This window comes from Pseudomonas sp. GW823-FHT04A03, assembly GCF_058796615.1.
Window position 1 is genome coordinate 139,542 of the sequence record NZ_JBXAIV010000006.1, and the last position, 15,704, is coordinate 155,245.

Sequence of the window (15,704 nt, forward strand, 5' to 3'; positions counted from 1 at the left end):
CGCGTTAAAGCGGCGGTCGCCTGATTTGTTGTCAGACGCCACTCTTTTTCTTGTCAGCCATTGCTCGGGTCAGGCAGCGCGGTACTGGCGCCGAGCTTGTTCAGGAAGAACAGGTACACCAGACCCAGTGCGATCCAGATCAGGCCGAGTTTCTGTGCATCGACGCCCATGTTGTACATGATGGCCGCGACGATGATGAAACCGATCACCGGGCAGATCAGATGACGGATCACCTGGCCGGATTTCTGCCGGCGCCAGTAGTAATTGATCACGGTCAGGTGCAGCAGCATGAAGCCGCTCAGGGCGCCGAAGTTGACCAGCGAGGTCAGGGTGTCCACCGAATTGATGAACAGGTAGCAGATCACCAGCGACAGCACGGCCACCAGATAAATGCTCAGGTACGGCGTGTTGTGTTTCGGATGCACCTTGGCCAGCACCTTCGGCAGCTTGCCGTCGCGGGCCATGCCGAACAGCAGGCGCGAGACTGCGGCTTGCGAAGTGATCGCCACCGCCACGCCCCAGGCCAGGGCCGTGGCCACGCCGGTCAAGGTTGCGAGCCAGCTGCCAGCGGCGATTTCGGCGATTTCATAGAACGCGGTGTCGGCGGACTTGAAGCCCATGCCGGCTGCCAGATCGGTAGCGATCCAGGTTTGCGCGACGAAAATCACACCCATCACCACCAGAGTGATCAGTGCCGCTTTGCCGACGCTGCGGCCCGGATCGCCCTTGATCTCTTCGGCGAGGGTGGAGATCGCATCGAAGCCGAGGAACGACAGCACCGCAATCGACACCGCTTGCATCAGCAGGGCGAAGTTGAAGGTTTCCGGGTGATACAGCGGCGCCAGGGTCAATTGACCGTTGCCGCCACCGTTGTGCAGGGCATTCCAAGCGTAGAACAGGAAAATCCCCAGCACCACGAGTTGTGCCAGCAGGAACAGGATGTTCATGCGGGCGGTGAAGGTGATACCGCGCAGGTTGACGAAGGTCGCACTGACCAAAAACGCCAGAATGAACCCGACCTTCGGGATGTCCGGGTACAAATGGTTGAGCGCCATCGCTGCGTAGACGTAAAGCAGCGGCGGAATCAGCAGGTAATCGAGCAGCATCAGCCAGCCGGCGATGAAACCGACGTGTTGATTCAGGCCCCGTTGCGCGTAGGAATACACCGATCCGGCGATCGGAAAGGCCCGGGCCATGCTGCCGTAACTCAGCGCAGTGAAAACCATCGCCACCATGCCGATGATGTACGCCAGAGGCACCATCCCCGGTGCCTCGGCGTTGACGTAGCCATACACGCCGAACGGGGCGATGGGGATCATGAAGATCATCCCGTACACCACCAGATCGGTCAGTGTCAGGCTACGTTTCAACTCCTGTTTGTAGCCGAACTCTTCTATTTCCATGAAGCGCAACTCCTTGTCAGCCAATCGGTCGTTTTAGTTGTTATATCGGTCCGTCGTTTACAGCGTCAGCAGTGGTTACAACAATCCTTACAGCAATGGAGCCAGATAATTCGCCCAGCGGGTCACCGCTTCCGGGCTGCGCAGCAGGTCGTTGCGCACTTCGATCAACACCGACTCCAGACCCCGGGCATCGCCGTGTACCGGCACGGTCATGTCGCCCAGCGGGTCGATCTTGTACGGCTGGTTGCCGGCGACTTTCAGCGGATGTCGTTCCAGACCGTCGAGCATCCGTTGGGCATAGGCCCGGGCCTGACCGAACAGCACGCCGACTTCCAGCTCGCGCGGCTGGCCGTAGTACACCGGGGTGAAACTGTGAATCCCTACCACCCGTACCGGCCGACCTTCGGCCAGACGTGCATCGATCAGTTGTTGCAGCCGTGTGTGAAACGGCTTGAACAGGCACTGGCGACGGTATTCGCGGGTCGCTTCGTCGAGCTCGCGGTTGCCCGGCACCTGATAGATCTCGCTCTGCGCCGGGATGCTGTCGGGCGCATGCCGGGGGCGGTTGAGGTCGATCAGCAGGCGCGAATAGTTGGCGCTCAGCAACGTTGCACCCAGTTGCTCCGACAGTTGCTCGGCCAGCGCCAGGGCACCGATGTCCCAGGCAATGTGTTCGCGCGCCGCCGTTTCATCCAGGCCCAGATTGTTCAGGGCCTCGGGGATGTAGCGGCTGGCGTGTTCGCACACCAGAATCAGCGGGTGCGTCGAATCTTCACGACTCAGGTTGTAGACCGGTCGGGTGTACAACCCAAGCTCGGCGGATTCAGTACAGGCGTGCATAGTGCTCACATAGATCAGCGGGCGAGAGCTGTTCCGTCAGCGCCAGTTCCTCGGTTTTAAGGGCGAAAAAGGTTTCGAGCAACGCGGTTGGCAGCGCTTCGACCAGCGCTTCACTGCGACGCAGGCAATCCAGTGCCTGGGCCAGGGAGGCGGGCAGGGCAACGATGCCCCGGGCCTTGCGTTGTTCGTCATTGAGTGAATCAGGGATTTCATCAGTGATCGCGTTCAGCGCCAGACGCTGCTCGATGCCCAGACGTCCGGCGATCAGCAGCGCGGCCATTGCCAGATGCGGCGAGGCGGTGGCGTCCATGGCGCGGAATTCCAGGTTGTATTGCTTCGCCACGGGCTTGTTGCCCAGGCTCACGGTCGGGCAGATGCGCAGCGCCGCTTCGCGGTTCTGCTGGCCGAGGCATGCGTAGGACGCGCTCCAGTGGTGCGGCTGCAAACGTTCATACGACACCGGCGTCGGTGCAGTGAACGCGCACAGCGCCGGCAAGTAATGCAGCACGCCCGCCGCCCAGTGCTGGCCGAGGGTCGACAGACCATTGCTGGTGCCCGCGTCGTAAAGCATTGGCTGGCCGGCCAGATCGAGCAGGCTGATGTGCAGGTGCACGCCGTTGCACACCGCGTCGGCCGCAGTCTTCGGCGCAAAGCTCAGATCCAGGCCCATCTGCCGGGCGATTTCGCGGGTGATCTCGCGCACGTTCACCGCGCGATCCGCCGCCGCCACGCCAAGGGTCGGGCGGCAGGTGATTTCGTATTGATGCTTGCCGTATTCGGGCAGGAACATTTCCGGCTCGATGCCCCCGGCGCGCAACGCGCTGAGCAGCCAGCCACCGAATTCGGCGCCCTGGCGCTGGGCTTCGAGCGAGAACGCCAGGTGTTCGGCAAACCCGGCGTGCAGATTGAATTCGTGTTCGAACGCTGCGTTGACCTGCAAGCCGAGTTCATCGCGATAGCGCTCGACCTCATTGCGCAACAGCGTGCGCGGGCAGGCTGCCCATGGTCGGCCATCGGTTTCGCGGATGTCGCCGTGGATGAAATCCAGCGCTGGTGCTGCGGCATCCGGGCCGTTGCCGACGGTGACGCGGCTGGCCAGATCGGGAATCAGCCGCAGATCGCCATAAGCGCCCCACGGGCTGGTCGAGGCGATAATGTCCTGCGGCGTCAGCGCGCTGTTGGCCGGCACCCAGCCGCAACCGGCGGCCTGATAATGCTCCAACTCATCGGTGGGAAACGAACGGCCACGGGTGACGCCGATCAGGTCGGTGGTGACGATGGTGGTCATCGGCAACGGCGACAGGCGTTCGCTCATGGATGCATCTCCTGCAACCGGCCGAGAACGGTGTCGGTGTCGGTGATCCAGCAGTAGCCCTTGATCGCGTTCAGACAGGCGTCGTGGCGTGTTTCGGTGTAGGTCGCGCAGGCGTCTGCCACCAGAGTGACGAGGTAGCCACGGTCGGCGGCGTCGCGTACGGCCATGTCCACGCACTGGTCGGTGACGATGCCGGCGATGATCAGGTGACGGGTTTCCAGATTGCGCAGCACGTAGTCGATGTTGGTCGAGTTGAAGACTCCGGAGGATGTCTTCGGCAGCACGATTTCGTTTTCCACCGGAGTCAGTTCGGCGATGACCTGTGCCTGCGGGCTGCCCTTGGGCAGGTGCATGTCCGACAGTTTGTGATCCAGCGAGCGGTCGCGGCCGTCGGCGGTCAGGCTTTCGATCAGGGTGTGCAGCACGTTCTGCCGTGCGTTGCGGAAGGCGTTGAGCAGGCGAACCTGATTGGGTACCACTTGCGAGCGCGTGCGGTTGAGGAAGTACGCGGCGTCCGGGCCTTCGAGGTGCGGGTCGAACTGCGGCTCGAGCCAGGCGCGCTGCATGTCCACCAGCAACAGGGCGGTGTGGTCGGTGACAAACGGCAGGTCCCGTGGCGAGCGATGGGGAAGGCTGAACATCCTTATTTATCCTCCAGCAAGTGGGTGTCGAAGTTGTTGCGCAGGGCATCGATGCCTTCCAGGCGATCGGCCAGGTCCGGGCAGCGCAGGGTCAGGCAAGCGATCAGCGCTTCAACCTGGGCCAGCGCCGGGACCATGGTGTCGAACGGCGAGGCCGACTCCACCGGAGCGCTGATGATCATGTCGGCCAGTTCGCGCAGCGGCGAGGCATAGATGTCGGTGAACAGCACGACGCGAGCGTTGCTGTTCTTCGCCGCGCTCGCCACACGCAGAGCCTGGGTCTGGTAGCGGCGATAGTCGAACACCAGCACCACGTCCTGACGTTGCAGGTCGAACAGGCGGTCGGGCAGTTGCGCGTTGTCTTCCAGCGCAAAGCAACCGGGGCGCAGCAGACGCAAATGATTGAGCAGGTAAGTCGCCATCAGGCTGCTGAAACGTCCGCCGAAGCAGTAGACCTGATGCCGGGTGTCGAGCAGCCAGTCGGCCAGAATTCGCACATCTTCCGGTTGAGTCAGGGCCTGGGTTTCGGCCAGCAGGTTGTGGCTGTGAGCCAGATAGTGACTCCAGGCATCGTCCTTGTTCTGATGCGAGCGCGGCTGCAACAGGGTGCGCGGCGAGCGCAGGCGATGGTCCATGTCGCTGAGCAGGGCGTCCTGGAATTCAGCGTAACCGCCGAAGCCGAGCTTTTTCACCAGCCGCACGATGGTTGGATCGCTGACGCCGGCATGTTCGGCCAGGCGTGCCATCGGGCCAAGCCCGTTGCGTGGATACTGATCGAGCAAGGCGCGAACGACTTTGCGCTCCGACGGCGTCAGGTCAAGGCCGGGGTCGGTGATCAGGTCTCTTAAAGGGGGCATCCGGGCTCCTGCTGGATGGGGTGTTGAATTCGCTTCACAATCCGTTAAAACAGTATTTATGTAACTGACGCTACATGTCTAGCGAATTTTTCGGCGTTTAAACCGAGCCCCAAAATGGGGCGGGATGCCCGTAACGCAAGGGTTACACGGATGTCGATCACGCTTGTAGTCCATTGCCCATAGTGGTGTCAGACATTGCCGCTTTCTCATGCTCGGATTGCTCAATCGACTTGCCCGTAGCCTCCCGGTTTACGGCACAATTGCCGCTGCATCAGCGATTTCGCCGATGACCGTCATGTTTTCCAGCCGAGTGACTTCCCGTGCAGACCACCCGTTTGACATTGATCTGCCATGCCAGAACCGTCGCACAAAAATTGGCGTGTTTTCCTACGAACGAACCTGTTGAAGAAACGGGGCTAGCGTCCTGCTCGCTGGCTTCGCGTTTCGACACAGCTTCACGGCTGATTTGCGGCCCGGAGCTGCGCACCCGCCAGACGGCGGCGTGGTTTGGTCCTGAAGCGCATATCGATCAGGCCCTGCGTGATTGCGATTGGGGACGCTGGCAAGGTCAGTCGATCAAGGACTTGCAACGCAACGAACCCGAAGCATTGCAAGCCTGGCTCGAGGATCTGCACGCCGCACCCCATGGCGGCGAGTCGGTGGCGCAACTGCGCGAGCGAGTGGCGGCGTGGCTGTTTTCACTGCAAACCACGCCGGGACACGTGGTGGCGGTCACCCATCCGTTCGTGATTCGTGCTGCATTGATGCAGGTCGTGCAGGGCGAGGCGTTTCACAGCATTGATGTCGAGCCGCTGGCGGCGGTCGATCTGCAGTTTACCGGGCACTGGCGGCTACGCTTATCCGGCATGAGCCTGGAAGGAGCAGAGCAATGAAGCGATTGCTGGTGATCGGCATCGGTGCCGGTAACCCGGACTACATCACGATGCAGGCGGTGAAGGCGCTGAACCGGGTGGACGTGTTTTTCCTGATGGACAAGGGCCAGAGCAAGGACAAGCTGATCGACCTGCGGCGAGAAATCTGTGAGCGCTACATCACTGATCGTACGTACCGTTTCGCCGAAGCCCACAGCCCGGAACGCGAGCGCGGCGATGTGGACTACAGCGCCAGCGTCGATGATCTGAACCGCGCCAAGCAGCAAACCTTCGAACGGCTGATCAATGACGAATTGTCTGACGGGCAGTGCGGCGGTTTTCTGGTGTGGGGCGATCCGGCGTTGTACGACAGCACGATTCGCATCCTGCAGGCGATTCTGGCCTCGGGGCGATGTGCGTTTGAATTCGAAGTCATTCCCGGCATCACCAGCGTTCAGGCCCTGGCGGCACAACACAAGGTGCCGTTGAACACCATCGGCCGCTCGATTGAAATCACCACCGGCCGACGCCTGGCGGCGGGGCAGGTGAGCGATACGGACAGTCTGGTGGTGATGCTCGACGCGGAAGATTCCTACCATCGGGTGGCGGATCAGGAGACCGAGATTTACTGGGGCGCCTACCTCGGCACACCGGATGAAATCCTTATCCATGGCAAGCTCGGCGACGTTGCCGATGAGATCGAACGGGTGCGCAAAGCTGCCCGTGCCGAGCATGGCTGGATCATGGACACCTATCTGTTGCGCAAGCCTTGATCTCGCGACCGAAGCGCTCGCGATATACCGACGGCGGCACCCCGACCACACTGCGAAACGCCACACGAAAGCTTTCCACCGAGCGATAACCACAGCGCAGGGCGATCTGCTCGGTGTTCTGCGGTGTGCTTTCCAGCAATTCCCGGGCCCGGGCCAGTCGTTCGTGTTGCAGCCAGGTCTTGGGTGACTGGCCGCTGGCTTCCGTGAATTTGCGCAGGAAAGTGCGCTCGCTCATCGCCGCTTCGCTGGCCAGATCGCGCACTTCCAGCGGTTCGTGCAGGCGCTCGCGGGCCCACTGCATCACGCGCGACAGATCGCTGCGCGGCGTCGGGCTGACCGGTGTCGGAATGAATTGCGCCTGACCTCCGGTGCGCTGCGGCGACATCACCAGCCGTCGCGCCACCGAGTTGGCGATCTGAGTGCCGAAGTCCCGCGCCACCAGGTGCAGGCAGGCGTCGATCCCCGCTGCGCTGCCGGCCGAAGTAATCAATTGGCCGGAATCGACGTAAAGCACGTCCGGGTCGACATCGATCGCCGGGAAGCGCTCGGCCAGCTCGGATGTGTAGCGCCAGTGAGTGGTGGCGCCGTGTCCGTCGAGCAGGCCGCTGGCCGCCAGAACAAACACGCCCGAGCAGATCGACAGCAACCGGGCGCCGCGTGAATGGGCAGCACGCAATGCTTCCAGCAAGGCTTCCGGCACCGGCGCACTGCGGTCGCGCCAGCCGGGAATGATGATGGTGCGTGCATCCGCCAATATCTCCAGACCACCGTCCGCCAGCACCTGGATCCCGCCCATGGCGCGCATCGGGCCTTGATCGACCGCTGTAATGCAGTGCTCGTACCACGGAAAATCGAACTCCGGTCGAGCCAGGCCGAAGATCTCCACGGCGATGCCGAACTCGAATGTGCAGAGGCCGTCGTAGGCCAGAATCGCGACCAATCCAGGTGAATCAGGCATTTGGCGGAAAATTCCCGGTGAGTGTCTTGTGCGCCACTGTAGCGGCAAGCGGCGGCTCGATAAAGTCTGTTCATCCCCACAGACAAAGGAGTGATTCAACATGCCCAGCCTGGTTCGCGAAATTCCTGCTGCCCCTTCGGCCATTGCCCTGATGCATTTCAGCAACCGTCTGACCTTCGAAACCGATTGTTCCGACGTCTTCAGCAGCCAGGAAGCCGGCGAAGTCGACTTTGTGCTGGTGGACGTGCGCGGGCCGCTGGCCTTCGAGCGCGGCCATGTGCCTGGGGCGATCAATATTCCCGGGCGTTTGCTGACAGCGGAAGGGCTGGCGGACTACTCGAAAAACACACTGTTCGTGGTTTATTGCGCCGGACCTCACTGTAATGGCGCGAACAAGGCCGCGGTGAAGCTGGCTGCCTTGGGTTATCCGGTCAAGGAGATGATCGGCGGGGTGACCGGCTGGCTGGATGAAGGCTTTCAGTTGAGTGTTGCGACACCACGCGTCGCCACTGCGCCGATCGCTTGCGACTGCTGATAGCCAGAAGGTTGCCGCTTCGGCGGCACCTTTTGTCGGCTTTGTCCTACAACCCTTGCACCGCTCTGGCGCACACTTTTCCCACGTGATGGCACTCGCCGATTTTCTGTAAGTATTTGTCGCTTAAACACAATTTGCCCCGTGCGCGCCGCCATAGACTGCCGGCCACTTCGGTTTCTTTGCGCTACACAGCCCAAGGCCGAACCTGACAATCGAAAGCTGCCAATAAAAGCCTCCGCACACGGGAGTAATAAATGAAAAAGCTGGTTATGTTCGGTGCCCTGGCACTGTCGATGTTGTCCCTGACCGCCGTGGCCGAAGACGCCAAACCGATCCGTATCGGTATCGAAGCCGGTTACCCGCCATTCTCGATGAAAACCCCTGACGGCAAACTGGCCGGTTTCGACGTGGACATCGGCGATGCGCTGTGTGAGCAGATGAAAGTCAAATGCACCTGGGTCGAGCAAGAGTTCGACGGCCTGATCCCGGCGCTGAAAGTGAAGAAGATCGACGCGATCCTGTCCTCGATGACCATCACTGACGACCGCAAGAAAAACGTCGATTTCACCATCAAGTACTACCACACCCCGGCGCGCTTCGTGATGAAGGCTGGCTCGGGCGTGAAAGACCCGCTGGTTGAGCTCAAAGGCAAGAAAGTCGGCGTGCTGCGTGCCAGTACCCACGACCGTTACGCGACCGAAGTGCTGGTGCCGGCCGGGATCGAGCTGGTGCGTTACGGCTCGCAGCAGGAAGCCAACCTGGACATGGTGTCCGGTCGTATCGACGCGATGCTGGCCGACTCGGTCAACCTGAGCGACGGCTTCCTGAAAACCGACGCCGGCAAAGGCTTCGAATTCGTCGGCCCGACCTACGAAGACGCCAAGTACTTCGGCGGCGGCGCCGGTATCGCGGTGCGTAAAGGCGATACCGAGCTGGCGGAGAAATTCAACACCGCCATCAACGAAATCCGCGCCAACGGCAAGTACAAGCAAGTGCAGGACAAGTACTTCGACTTTGACGTGTACGGCCATTAATACGCCGTAGAAAAAAGTGGCCCCGTTCATTCGGTGGCCACTTTTTTTTCGCCCGTGATTTATCCTGTCAGCACATTTTCAATGCGGTCACTGCGTTGGCAGCGACCACAGAATTTCCGGAGTTCCCCATGCAACGCATCGATCATCTTCTGCCCTGGAGCCACTTGGGCAGCGAACGTTCCCTGAGCGTGTTCCGTTACGGCGCCGGCCCGCGCAAAGTCTACATCCAGGCCAGCCTGCACGCCGATGAACTGCCGGGCATGCGCACCGCGTGGGAACTGAAAAAGCGCCTGGCCGAACTGGAAACCAACGGCCAATTGCAAGGCGTGATCGAACTGGTGCCGGTGGCCAACCCGATCGGCCTCGATCAGCACCTGCAAGGCAGCCACATGGGGCGTTTCGAGCTGGGCAGCGGCAAGAACTTCAACCGCTCCTTCGTCGAACTCAGTGCGCCGGTGGCCGAGCGCATCGGGAATCAGTTGGGCAGCGATGCGGAAACCAACATCGCGCTGATCCGTCAGACCATGGGCCAGGTCCTCGACGAACTGCCAGCCCCGGCCTCTCAACTGGAAGCACTGCACCGTCTGTTGCTGCGTCACGCCTGTGAGGCCGACATCACCCTCGACCTGCATTGCGATTTTGACGCCGCGATTCATATTTACGCACTGCCGCAGCACTGGCCGCAGTGGCAGTCCCTCGCCGCACGACTGAAGGCTGGTGTGGCGTTGTTGTGCGAAGACTCCGGCGGCAGCTCGTTCGACGAATCCTGCTCCTCGCCATGGTTGCGTCTGGCCCGGGCCTTCCCGAACGCGGCGATTCCACCGGCCAACCTCGCCACCACCCTGGAACTGGGCAGCATGGGCGACACCCGCGTCGATCAGGCTCAGGCCAATTGCGAGGCGATCCTGGGCTTCCTGGCCGAGCAGGGCTTCATCAGCGGTGAGTGGCCGAAAGCGCCGGAAGAATGCTGCGAAGGCATGCCGTTCGAAGGCACCGAATACCTGTTCGCACCGCATCATGGCGTGGTGAGTTTCCTGCGCGATGCCGGTGAATGGGTCGAGCGCGGCGATGCGTTGTTCGAAGTGGTCGATCCGTTGAATGATCGCGTGACCACCGTGCGCGCAGGCACCAGCGGCGTGTTGTTTGCCATCGATCGCGGACGCTACACCCAGCCGGGCATCTGGCAGGCGAAGGTGGCGGGGCGCGAGCCGATTCGAGTTGGAAAGCTGATCAACGACTGACACCCCATCCTCGGATCACAGTGTTAGGCTCTGCCCCGAACCCTGCACTGTGTGAAGGAAGGCTTATGTTGAAGGTGTTTGCGCTGTTGACGCTGCTCGCGTCCACTGCCGTTCAGGCTCAGACCTCGCTGCAAAACGATCTGCCGCTCAACTACCTGGCCCAGGTGCACCCGGACGCCGAACAGCGTCCGCTGGTGATTTTCCTGCATGGCTATGGCAGCAACGAAGCAGACTTGATCGGTATGAAATTTCAGCTGCCCAAGCAGTACAATTACCTGTCGGTGCAGGCACCGATGGCATTGGGGGAAGGGCGTTTCCAGTGGTTTCGCAAGAAAGGCGAAGGAGCCTACAACGGCGAGACCGATGATCTGAAGGTCAGCAGCCAGAAACTGCGGGCCTTTATCGCCGCTGCGGCGCAGAAATATCACGCGCAACCGGAGAAGGTGTACCTGATCGGTTTTAGCCAGGGCGCGATGATGACCTATGAGGTCGGACTGCGGCAGCCGGCGGCAGTGGGTGGTATTGCAGCGTTGAGCGGGCGGGTGTTGCCGGTGCTCAAGAGCGAGCTGAAGTCAGAGCAACAGCATCCACCGCTGGAAATCTTCATCGGCCACGGCACAGCGGATGATCGTGTGCCTTACAGCGGTGGCACCGAGGCCGATGCGTTGTTGCAGAAGCTGTCGTACAAACCGCAATTTCATGCCTATCCCGGCGTCGGCCACAGCATCAGCGCGGCCGAACTTCGGGATTTGAACGACTGGTTGCAGCAACTCAATCCCTGAGCATCACTTTTCCTTGAGGATGGTTTTCACCAGCGCCTCGTGACCGCTCTTGTCGCTGGCCCGGGAAATCACCTGGACCAGTGCCATGCGCGTGCCGGAACCGGCCAGCAATGTGGTGTTGAGGGTCTGGCCGCCGCCCTGGGTGGCGGTGCTGTCGACCTGACGCAGACCGAGGCCGTTGCCTTTCTGGGTCAGACTCTTTTCGCTGAGCTTGTTGAAGTCCGGCAGGGCTTTGCGCTGGGCGTCGATGAAATCGGAGACGGTGCCATCGAGGAACGCGCTGTCGTTGTCCTTGACGTTGTTGCCTTCGGGAATCTGGTTTTCGGCGACGATGACCACCGTCTTGGTGGCGTCGTTGCTGTACATGGTGCCCTTGGCACCGGTCGGGCCGGCCGGCAGCGGGTCGCCGACAAAGCCCTTGGGCAGGACAAAACTGAATTTGCCGTCGAGCATCGAGACTTTCTCGGTGACAGCCTTCTCTTTGGCCTTGGCTGCCTGAGCATTGATGGCGCCGAAACCGGCCACCGCCGCCAACAACAGGACGACGGCTTTCTTGCTAAGCAATGACATTCGAATCTCCGAGGGATGGTCGCGCTTGGGCGGCGATCATCCCACGGAGCACACCCGGCACTCCAGAGCGGTTTGTCCGGGCGGGTTCAGTTCGGCGACGGTGCCGGCGCGGGTTTGGCCAGCAACTGCCGGGTGACGCCCAGCATCGCCACCGAAACGGCCACGGCCATCACGAAACCGCCGAAGCCCAGATTTGGAACCGTCAGCGCCAGCACCAGACAAAACGCCGAAAACGAATACATCCCCGTCGCCGTCGCCCGCAACAACGCGGCGGTAAACGCCGGGCCACGGGTCTGCTGGGAAAACACCGCCATCACGCTGCCGAGCACCGGGAACACCGCGAGCAGACCGCTCCAGCGTTCACCGACGGTGCTGGCCAGCATCGTCACCACTAGCGTCAACGCCGCACCGGCAATCATCCGCCACACCAGTTTGTCCGACTTCGGCGCCGGGCCGCTGACCACCGGTTGCACCTTGGGAAACAGGTATGGCGCGGCAAGAAGGGCGGTCGCAGCAGCTGCAATCGAGAAAGGCAACGAGGCCGGAATCAGCGACAGGATCAGTGCCAGCATTGCCCAGACCGATAAGGAAACCACCAATGCCAACGGCCAGTTCGCCCGCTGCGCCACCTGCGCATAAGTGACGCAAAACGCGATCATCGCAAACATGGCCGACAGTGCCGCGACCGCCGATTGCGCGGCAAACGCCGGGCCTTGTTCGATGGCGAGGAAAAACAGAATCGGCCCGACCACCACCGGCAATCCCGACAGCCACCCGGCGACGCTGGGGCCCCAACGCTTCCCGGCCAGGGAAATCAGCAGCAAAAAACCGGGAATCAGCAGCAGTTTGAGGATCAGCACGCAGGTGTCTCCGTCGGGTCAATGAGGGCCACGTTAGCATTGTCGTTCGCGGATTGCTGCATATGCATGCAAAACATGTATACAAAATGACGAGCGCAATAGCGGACTATGCTCTGAGTATCAGGGTTTACCGGAGTCGATGCCGCGATGAGCAGTACACCGAAGGTGTTGCGTGGATGCTGCGGGATCGGCTTGTGGGCCTTGTTGCTGACACCCACCTGGGCCAGTTGGCAGGACGCGGTACCTGGCGCACAGATCATCGGCACCGGCGATTTCAGCGTATTCGGTTTCGACGTCTACAACGCCCGGTTGTGGAGTGCGGCGCGACCGCTGGCCGATGGTCAACCCTTTGCCCTTGAGCTGATCTACCGGCGCTCCATTTCCCGCGATGACCTGGTGAAGGCCAGCGTGGATGAGATCAGGCGCCTGGCCGGTGCCTCCCTCAGTCCGGTGCAACTGGCCGTGTGGCAAACCCAGATGCAGCAATCGTTCGTCGACGTGCAGGCTGGTACGCGGATCACCGGGGTGTATCTGCCGGGGCAGGGCGCGCGGTTCTTTGTCGGCCAACAGTTGCAGCATGAAATCGATGATCCGCAGTTTGCCCGGGCGTTTTTCGACATCTGGCTCGACCCGCGCACGCGCAGTCCCGAGCTGCGCCAGCAATTGCTCGGCAATGCCAAACCCTGAGCACAGCACATCTGCTCTTGGGCACGTCGACTGAAACGTCTAAGCTGCGTCTTTCGACTTGTTTCTGGATGTGTGCGTGAAATTCAGCTTGCCCAAAATCGCCACGGCGCCGTTCTGCCCGCCGGAGGTGGCCGGCAGTGTCCCGGTCGATCCCAACGCCTCGTTCTTCAAACGCGTGCTGCGCTTTGCCGGCCCCGGTTTGCTGGTGTCGATCGGCTACATGGACCCGGGCAACTGGGCCACCGCCATCGAGGCCGGTTCGCGCTTCGGTTACAGCCTGTTGTTCGTGGTGTTGCTGGCGAGTCTGGCGGGCATGGTCGTGCAATGCCTGTGCTCGCGATTGGGCATCGCCACCGGGCGCGACCTGGCGCAGCTGTCCCGCGAACGCTACAGCACTCCGACCGCAAGGCTGCAATGGGTGCTGGCGGAAATCTCGATCATCGCCACTGACCTCGCAGAAGTACTCGGCTGTGCGCTGGCGTTTCACCTGTTGCTGGGGTGTTCGTTGACGTTCGGCATCGCCCTGACCGCATTCGATACGCTGCTGGTGCTGGCCCTGCAAAACCGTGGTTTCCGCCGGCTGGAGGCAATCATGCTGGTGCTGGTGGGCACCATCGGCGCGTGTTTCTTCGTTGAATTGCTGTTGATCAAACCGTACTGGCCGGACGTCGCCCTAGGCTTCAAACCGTCACTGTCGGCGATCAGCGATGCCGCGCCGTTGTATCTGGCCATCGGCATCCTCGGCGCCACCGTCATGCCGCACAACTTGTACCTGCACACGTCGATCGTGCAGACACGGCTGATCGGCAAGGATCTGGCCAGCAAGCAGGACGCGGTGAAACTGGCGCGCATCGACACCATCGGTTCGCTGGCGCTGGCGTTGCTGGTCAACGCGGCGATCCTGATTCTCGCGGCGGCAGCCTTTCATCAGTCCGGGCACACCGACGTGGTCGACATCCAGGACGCCTATCACTTGCTCGACCCACTGGTGGGCGGCGCGCTGGCCAGTGTGCTGTTCGGCGTGGCGCTGCTGGCGTCGGGGCAGAGTTCGACCTTCACCGGCACCATCGCCGGGCAAGTGATCATGGAAGGCTATCTGAACCTGCGAATCCCTTGCTGGCAGCGGCGCCTGATTACCCGTGGGCTGGCGCTGATTCCGGCATTCATCGGCGTGTGGCTGATGGGCGACGGCGCGGTGGGCAAGTTGCTGGTGCTGAGCCAGGTGGTGTTGAGCCTGCAATTGCCGTTTGCGCTGTATCCGCTGATTCGCATGACCAACGACAAACAGTTGATGGGGCCGTTTGTGAACCGGTTGCCGACCAAGGTGCTCGCGTGGGGATTGTTTGTGGTGATCAGCGGGGCGAATGCCTGGCTGATTCTGCAGCTGGCCGCCTAACGGCCAAACGCCTCGACCACAAAATCAATGAACACCCGGGTCTTGGCCGGCAGCAAGGTGCGGCTCGGGTAGTACAGCGATATCGCCCCGGCATCGCATTGCCAGTCGGGCAGCAGCCGCACCAGTTCACCGCGTTCGATCTGCGCGCTGACATCGGGCAGCACCAGCATCGTCACGCCCAGACCCAACAACGCAGCGGTGCGCATGGCCATCGGATCGTTGAGCACGATGTTCGGGTTGAGCAGGGCGCTGGCCTGTTCGCCCGCTTCGTTGTGCATCTGCCATTGGCGCAGGCGCCCGGTGCGCAGGCCGCGCATGACGATGCCGTGGTGATCGGCGAGATCAGCCGGATGTTGTGGCAGGTTGCGTCCGGCCAGATACGCCGGCGACGCCACCGCCAGCACTTCGGCGGACGACAATGGCCGGGCGACCACGCCGGGCGTCAGCTCGAATCCGCCGCCAATCGCCACGTCATAACCCTCGGCGATCAGATCCACCTGACGATTCTCGAAGTGCCATTCCGGGCGAATCAGCGGATAGCGCGCCAGAAACTCCGGCAGCAGCGGCAGCATGTGATCGATGCCGAACGTCGGTGGCAGGCTGATCTTGAGCACGCCCGCCGGCTCGCCGCGTTCGGTCGCCACTGTGGCAATCGCGGCCTGCAAGGCGTCGAGGTTGCCGCCGATGCTCGCCAGAAAACCTTCACCGGCCTCGGTCAGCGCCAACTTGCGGGTCGAGCGCTGAAACAGCCGCACGCCGAGGTTGCGTTCAAGAATCGCCACGTTACGGCTGACCGCCGCCGGAGTCAGCGCCAGCAAGCGAGCGGCGGCCGAGAAGCTGCCGGTCTCGGCACTGCGGACGAAGGATTCAAGATTGGCGAGGGTTTCCATGGGTTCGACCTGATAGCGATGCTTGAAGATCATTCAAGGCATTACCGGCT

General features: G+C 61.7%; 17 protein-coding genes. 8 read left to right on the top strand and 9 right to left on the bottom strand.

The window, feature by feature from the left end; translation table 11 throughout:
• Positions 1-53: 53 nt before the first annotated feature.
• The 5 genes from AC1Q9F_RS17195 to AC1Q9F_RS17215 form a co-directional block, all read right to left on the bottom strand.
• Positions 54-1,403: an APC family permease gene (locus tag AC1Q9F_RS17195; RefSeq protein ID WP_085686274.1), complete on the bottom strand. Its 1,350-nt coding sequence runs from the start codon at positions 1,401-1,403 to the stop codon at positions 54-56.
• 87 nt (positions 1,404-1,490) lie between these two features.
• Positions 1,491-2,243, bottom strand: coding sequence for an N-formylglutamate amidohydrolase (locus tag AC1Q9F_RS17200; protein ID WP_492620427.1), 753 nt, complete (start codon positions 2,241-2,243; stop codon positions 1,491-1,493).
• Positions 2,227-3,558 carry a type I glutamate--ammonia ligase gene (locus AC1Q9F_RS17205; RefSeq protein ID WP_492620428.1) on the bottom strand — a complete coding sequence of 444 codons (1,332 nt, stop codon included), beginning with the start codon at positions 3,556-3,558 and terminating at the stop codon, positions 2,227-2,229. The genes AC1Q9F_RS17200 and AC1Q9F_RS17205 overlap by 17 nt, the downstream gene beginning before the upstream one ends.
• Entirely contained in the window at positions 3,555-4,199 is a 645-nt protein-coding gene (locus tag AC1Q9F_RS17210) for a cysteine hydrolase family protein (RefSeq protein ID WP_492620429.1), read from the bottom strand. The genes AC1Q9F_RS17205 and AC1Q9F_RS17210 overlap by 4 nt, the downstream gene beginning before the upstream one ends.
• A gap of 2 nt (positions 4,200-4,201) precedes the next feature.
• A complete protein-coding gene (locus AC1Q9F_RS17215) occupies positions 4,202-5,056 on the bottom strand; it encodes a MurR/RpiR family transcriptional regulator (protein ID WP_207985704.1) in 855 nt (284 codons plus the stop codon).
• Positions 5,057-5,376: 320 nt separating this feature from the next.
• On the opposite strand from AC1Q9F_RS17215, the gene AC1Q9F_RS17220 reads away from it, so the two are divergent.
• Positions 5,377-5,949, top strand: a complete 573-nt coding sequence (locus AC1Q9F_RS17220; RefSeq protein WP_492620430.1) for a histidine phosphatase family protein — start codon at positions 5,377-5,379, stop codon at positions 5,947-5,949.
• Complete coding sequence (gene cobF / locus AC1Q9F_RS17225; RefSeq protein ID WP_492620431.1) at positions 5,946-6,701, top strand: precorrin-6A synthase (deacetylating); 756 nt, start codon at positions 5,946-5,948, stop codon at positions 6,699-6,701. Before AC1Q9F_RS17220 ends, cobF begins: the two co-directional genes overlap by 4 nt.
• Here cobF and ftrA read toward each other — a convergent pair.
• Complete coding sequence (gene ftrA / locus AC1Q9F_RS17230; RefSeq protein ID WP_492620432.1) at positions 6,670-7,659, bottom strand: transcriptional regulator FtrA; 990 nt, start codon at positions 7,657-7,659, stop codon at positions 6,670-6,672. The genes cobF and ftrA overlap by 32 nt on opposite strands.
• A 100-nt stretch (positions 7,660-7,759) precedes the next feature.
• Here ftrA and AC1Q9F_RS17235 point away from each other — a divergent pair, with 100 nt between their 5' ends.
• From AC1Q9F_RS17235 to AC1Q9F_RS17250, 4 genes are all read left to right on the top strand, one after another.
• A complete protein-coding gene (locus tag AC1Q9F_RS17235; RefSeq protein WP_492620433.1) occupies positions 7,760-8,194 on the top strand; it encodes a rhodanese-like domain-containing protein in 435 nt (144 codons plus the stop codon).
• A 254-nt stretch (positions 8,195-8,448) separates the two neighbouring features.
• Positions 8,449-9,228 (top strand): ABC transporter substrate-binding protein, encoded by a 780-nt coding sequence (locus AC1Q9F_RS17240; protein ID WP_007956251.1) that lies wholly within the window; start codon positions 8,449-8,451, stop codon positions 9,226-9,228.
• Between the two features lie 128 nt (positions 9,229-9,356).
• A complete protein-coding gene (locus tag AC1Q9F_RS17245; protein ID WP_492620434.1) occupies positions 9,357-10,469 on the top strand; it encodes a succinylglutamate desuccinylase/aspartoacylase family protein in 1,113 nt (370 codons plus the stop codon).
• 65 nt (positions 10,470-10,534) lie between these two features.
• Positions 10,535-11,251 carry an alpha/beta hydrolase gene (locus AC1Q9F_RS17250; protein WP_492620435.1) on the top strand — a complete coding sequence of 239 codons (717 nt, stop codon included), beginning with the start codon at positions 10,535-10,537 and terminating at the stop codon, positions 11,249-11,251.
• A 3-nt stretch (positions 11,252-11,254) separates the two neighbouring features.
• Here AC1Q9F_RS17250 and AC1Q9F_RS17255 read toward each other — a convergent pair whose 3' ends face one another.
• A complete protein-coding gene (locus tag AC1Q9F_RS17255) occupies positions 11,255-11,821 on the bottom strand; it encodes a DcrB/PsbP domain-containing protein (protein WP_085748241.1) in 567 nt (188 codons plus the stop codon).
• 86 nt (positions 11,822-11,907) lie between these two features.
• The gene (locus tag AC1Q9F_RS17260; protein WP_492620436.1) at positions 11,908-12,681 is read right to left on the bottom strand and encodes a hypothetical protein; all 774 of its coding nucleotides are present in this window, start codon (positions 12,679-12,681) and stop codon (positions 11,908-11,910) included.
• A gap of 147 nt (positions 12,682-12,828) precedes the next feature.
• Between AC1Q9F_RS17260 and AC1Q9F_RS17265 the strand changes: the two genes are divergently transcribed.
• Complete coding sequence (locus tag AC1Q9F_RS17265; protein WP_127797603.1) at positions 12,829-13,368, top strand: chalcone isomerase family protein; 540 nt, start codon at positions 12,829-12,831, stop codon at positions 13,366-13,368.
• A 127-nt stretch (positions 13,369-13,495) separates the two neighbouring features.
• The gene (locus tag AC1Q9F_RS17270; RefSeq protein ID WP_492620547.1) at positions 13,496-14,764 is read left to right on the top strand and encodes an Nramp family divalent metal transporter; all 1,269 of its coding nucleotides are present in this window, start codon (positions 13,496-13,498) and stop codon (positions 14,762-14,764) included.
• Here the strand turns inward: AC1Q9F_RS17270 and AC1Q9F_RS17275 are convergent.
• Positions 14,761-15,654: a LysR family transcriptional regulator gene (locus tag AC1Q9F_RS17275; protein WP_492620548.1), complete on the bottom strand. Its 894-nt coding sequence runs from the start codon at positions 15,652-15,654 to the stop codon at positions 14,761-14,763. The genes AC1Q9F_RS17270 and AC1Q9F_RS17275 overlap by 4 nt on opposite strands.
• Positions 15,655-15,704 lie beyond the last annotated feature (50 nt).

What these genes read in the sequence shown, in the direction of transcription:
- ftrA (WP_492620432.1), bottom strand. Translation starts at nt 7,659, where the DNA reads ATGCCTGATTCACCTGGATTGGTCGCGATTCTGGCCTACGACGGCCTC.
- AC1Q9F_RS17215 (WP_207985704.1), bottom strand. Translation starts at nt 5,056, where the DNA reads ATGCCCCCTTTAAGAGACCTGATCACCGACCCCGGCCTTGACCTGACG.
- AC1Q9F_RS17205 (WP_492620428.1), bottom strand. Translation starts at nt 3,558, where the DNA reads ATGAGCGAACGCCTGTCGCCGTTGCCGATGACCACCATCGTCACCACC.
- AC1Q9F_RS17250 (WP_492620435.1), top strand. Translation starts at nt 10,535, where the DNA reads ATGTTGAAGGTGTTTGCGCTGTTGACGCTGCTCGCGTCCACTGCCGTT.
- AC1Q9F_RS17255 (WP_085748241.1), bottom strand. Translation starts at nt 11,821, where the DNA reads ATGTCATTGCTTAGCAAGAAAGCCGTCGTCCTGTTGTTGGCGGCGGTG.
- AC1Q9F_RS17200 (WP_492620427.1), bottom strand. Translation starts at nt 2,243, where the DNA reads ATGCACGCCTGTACTGAATCCGCCGAGCTTGGGTTGTACACCCGACCG.
- AC1Q9F_RS17275 (WP_492620548.1), bottom strand. Translation starts at nt 15,654, where the DNA reads ATGGAAACCCTCGCCAATCTTGAATCCTTCGTCCGCAGTGCCGAGACC.
- AC1Q9F_RS17210 (WP_492620429.1), bottom strand. Translation starts at nt 4,199, where the DNA reads ATGTTCAGCCTTCCCCATCGCTCGCCACGGGACCTGCCGTTTGTCACC.
- AC1Q9F_RS17240 (WP_007956251.1), top strand. Translation starts at nt 8,449, where the DNA reads ATGAAAAAGCTGGTTATGTTCGGTGCCCTGGCACTGTCGATGTTGTCC.
- AC1Q9F_RS17195 (WP_085686274.1), bottom strand. Translation starts at nt 1,403, where the DNA reads ATGGAAATAGAAGAGTTCGGCTACAAACAGGAGTTGAAACGTAGCCTG.
- AC1Q9F_RS17245 (WP_492620434.1), top strand. Translation starts at nt 9,357, where the DNA reads ATGCAACGCATCGATCATCTTCTGCCCTGGAGCCACTTGGGCAGCGAA.
- cobF (WP_492620431.1), top strand. Translation starts at nt 5,946, where the DNA reads ATGAAGCGATTGCTGGTGATCGGCATCGGTGCCGGTAACCCGGACTAC.
- AC1Q9F_RS17235 (WP_492620433.1), top strand. Translation starts at nt 7,760, where the DNA reads ATGCCCAGCCTGGTTCGCGAAATTCCTGCTGCCCCTTCGGCCATTGCC.
- AC1Q9F_RS17265 (WP_127797603.1), top strand. Translation starts at nt 12,829, where the DNA reads ATGAGCAGTACACCGAAGGTGTTGCGTGGATGCTGCGGGATCGGCTTG.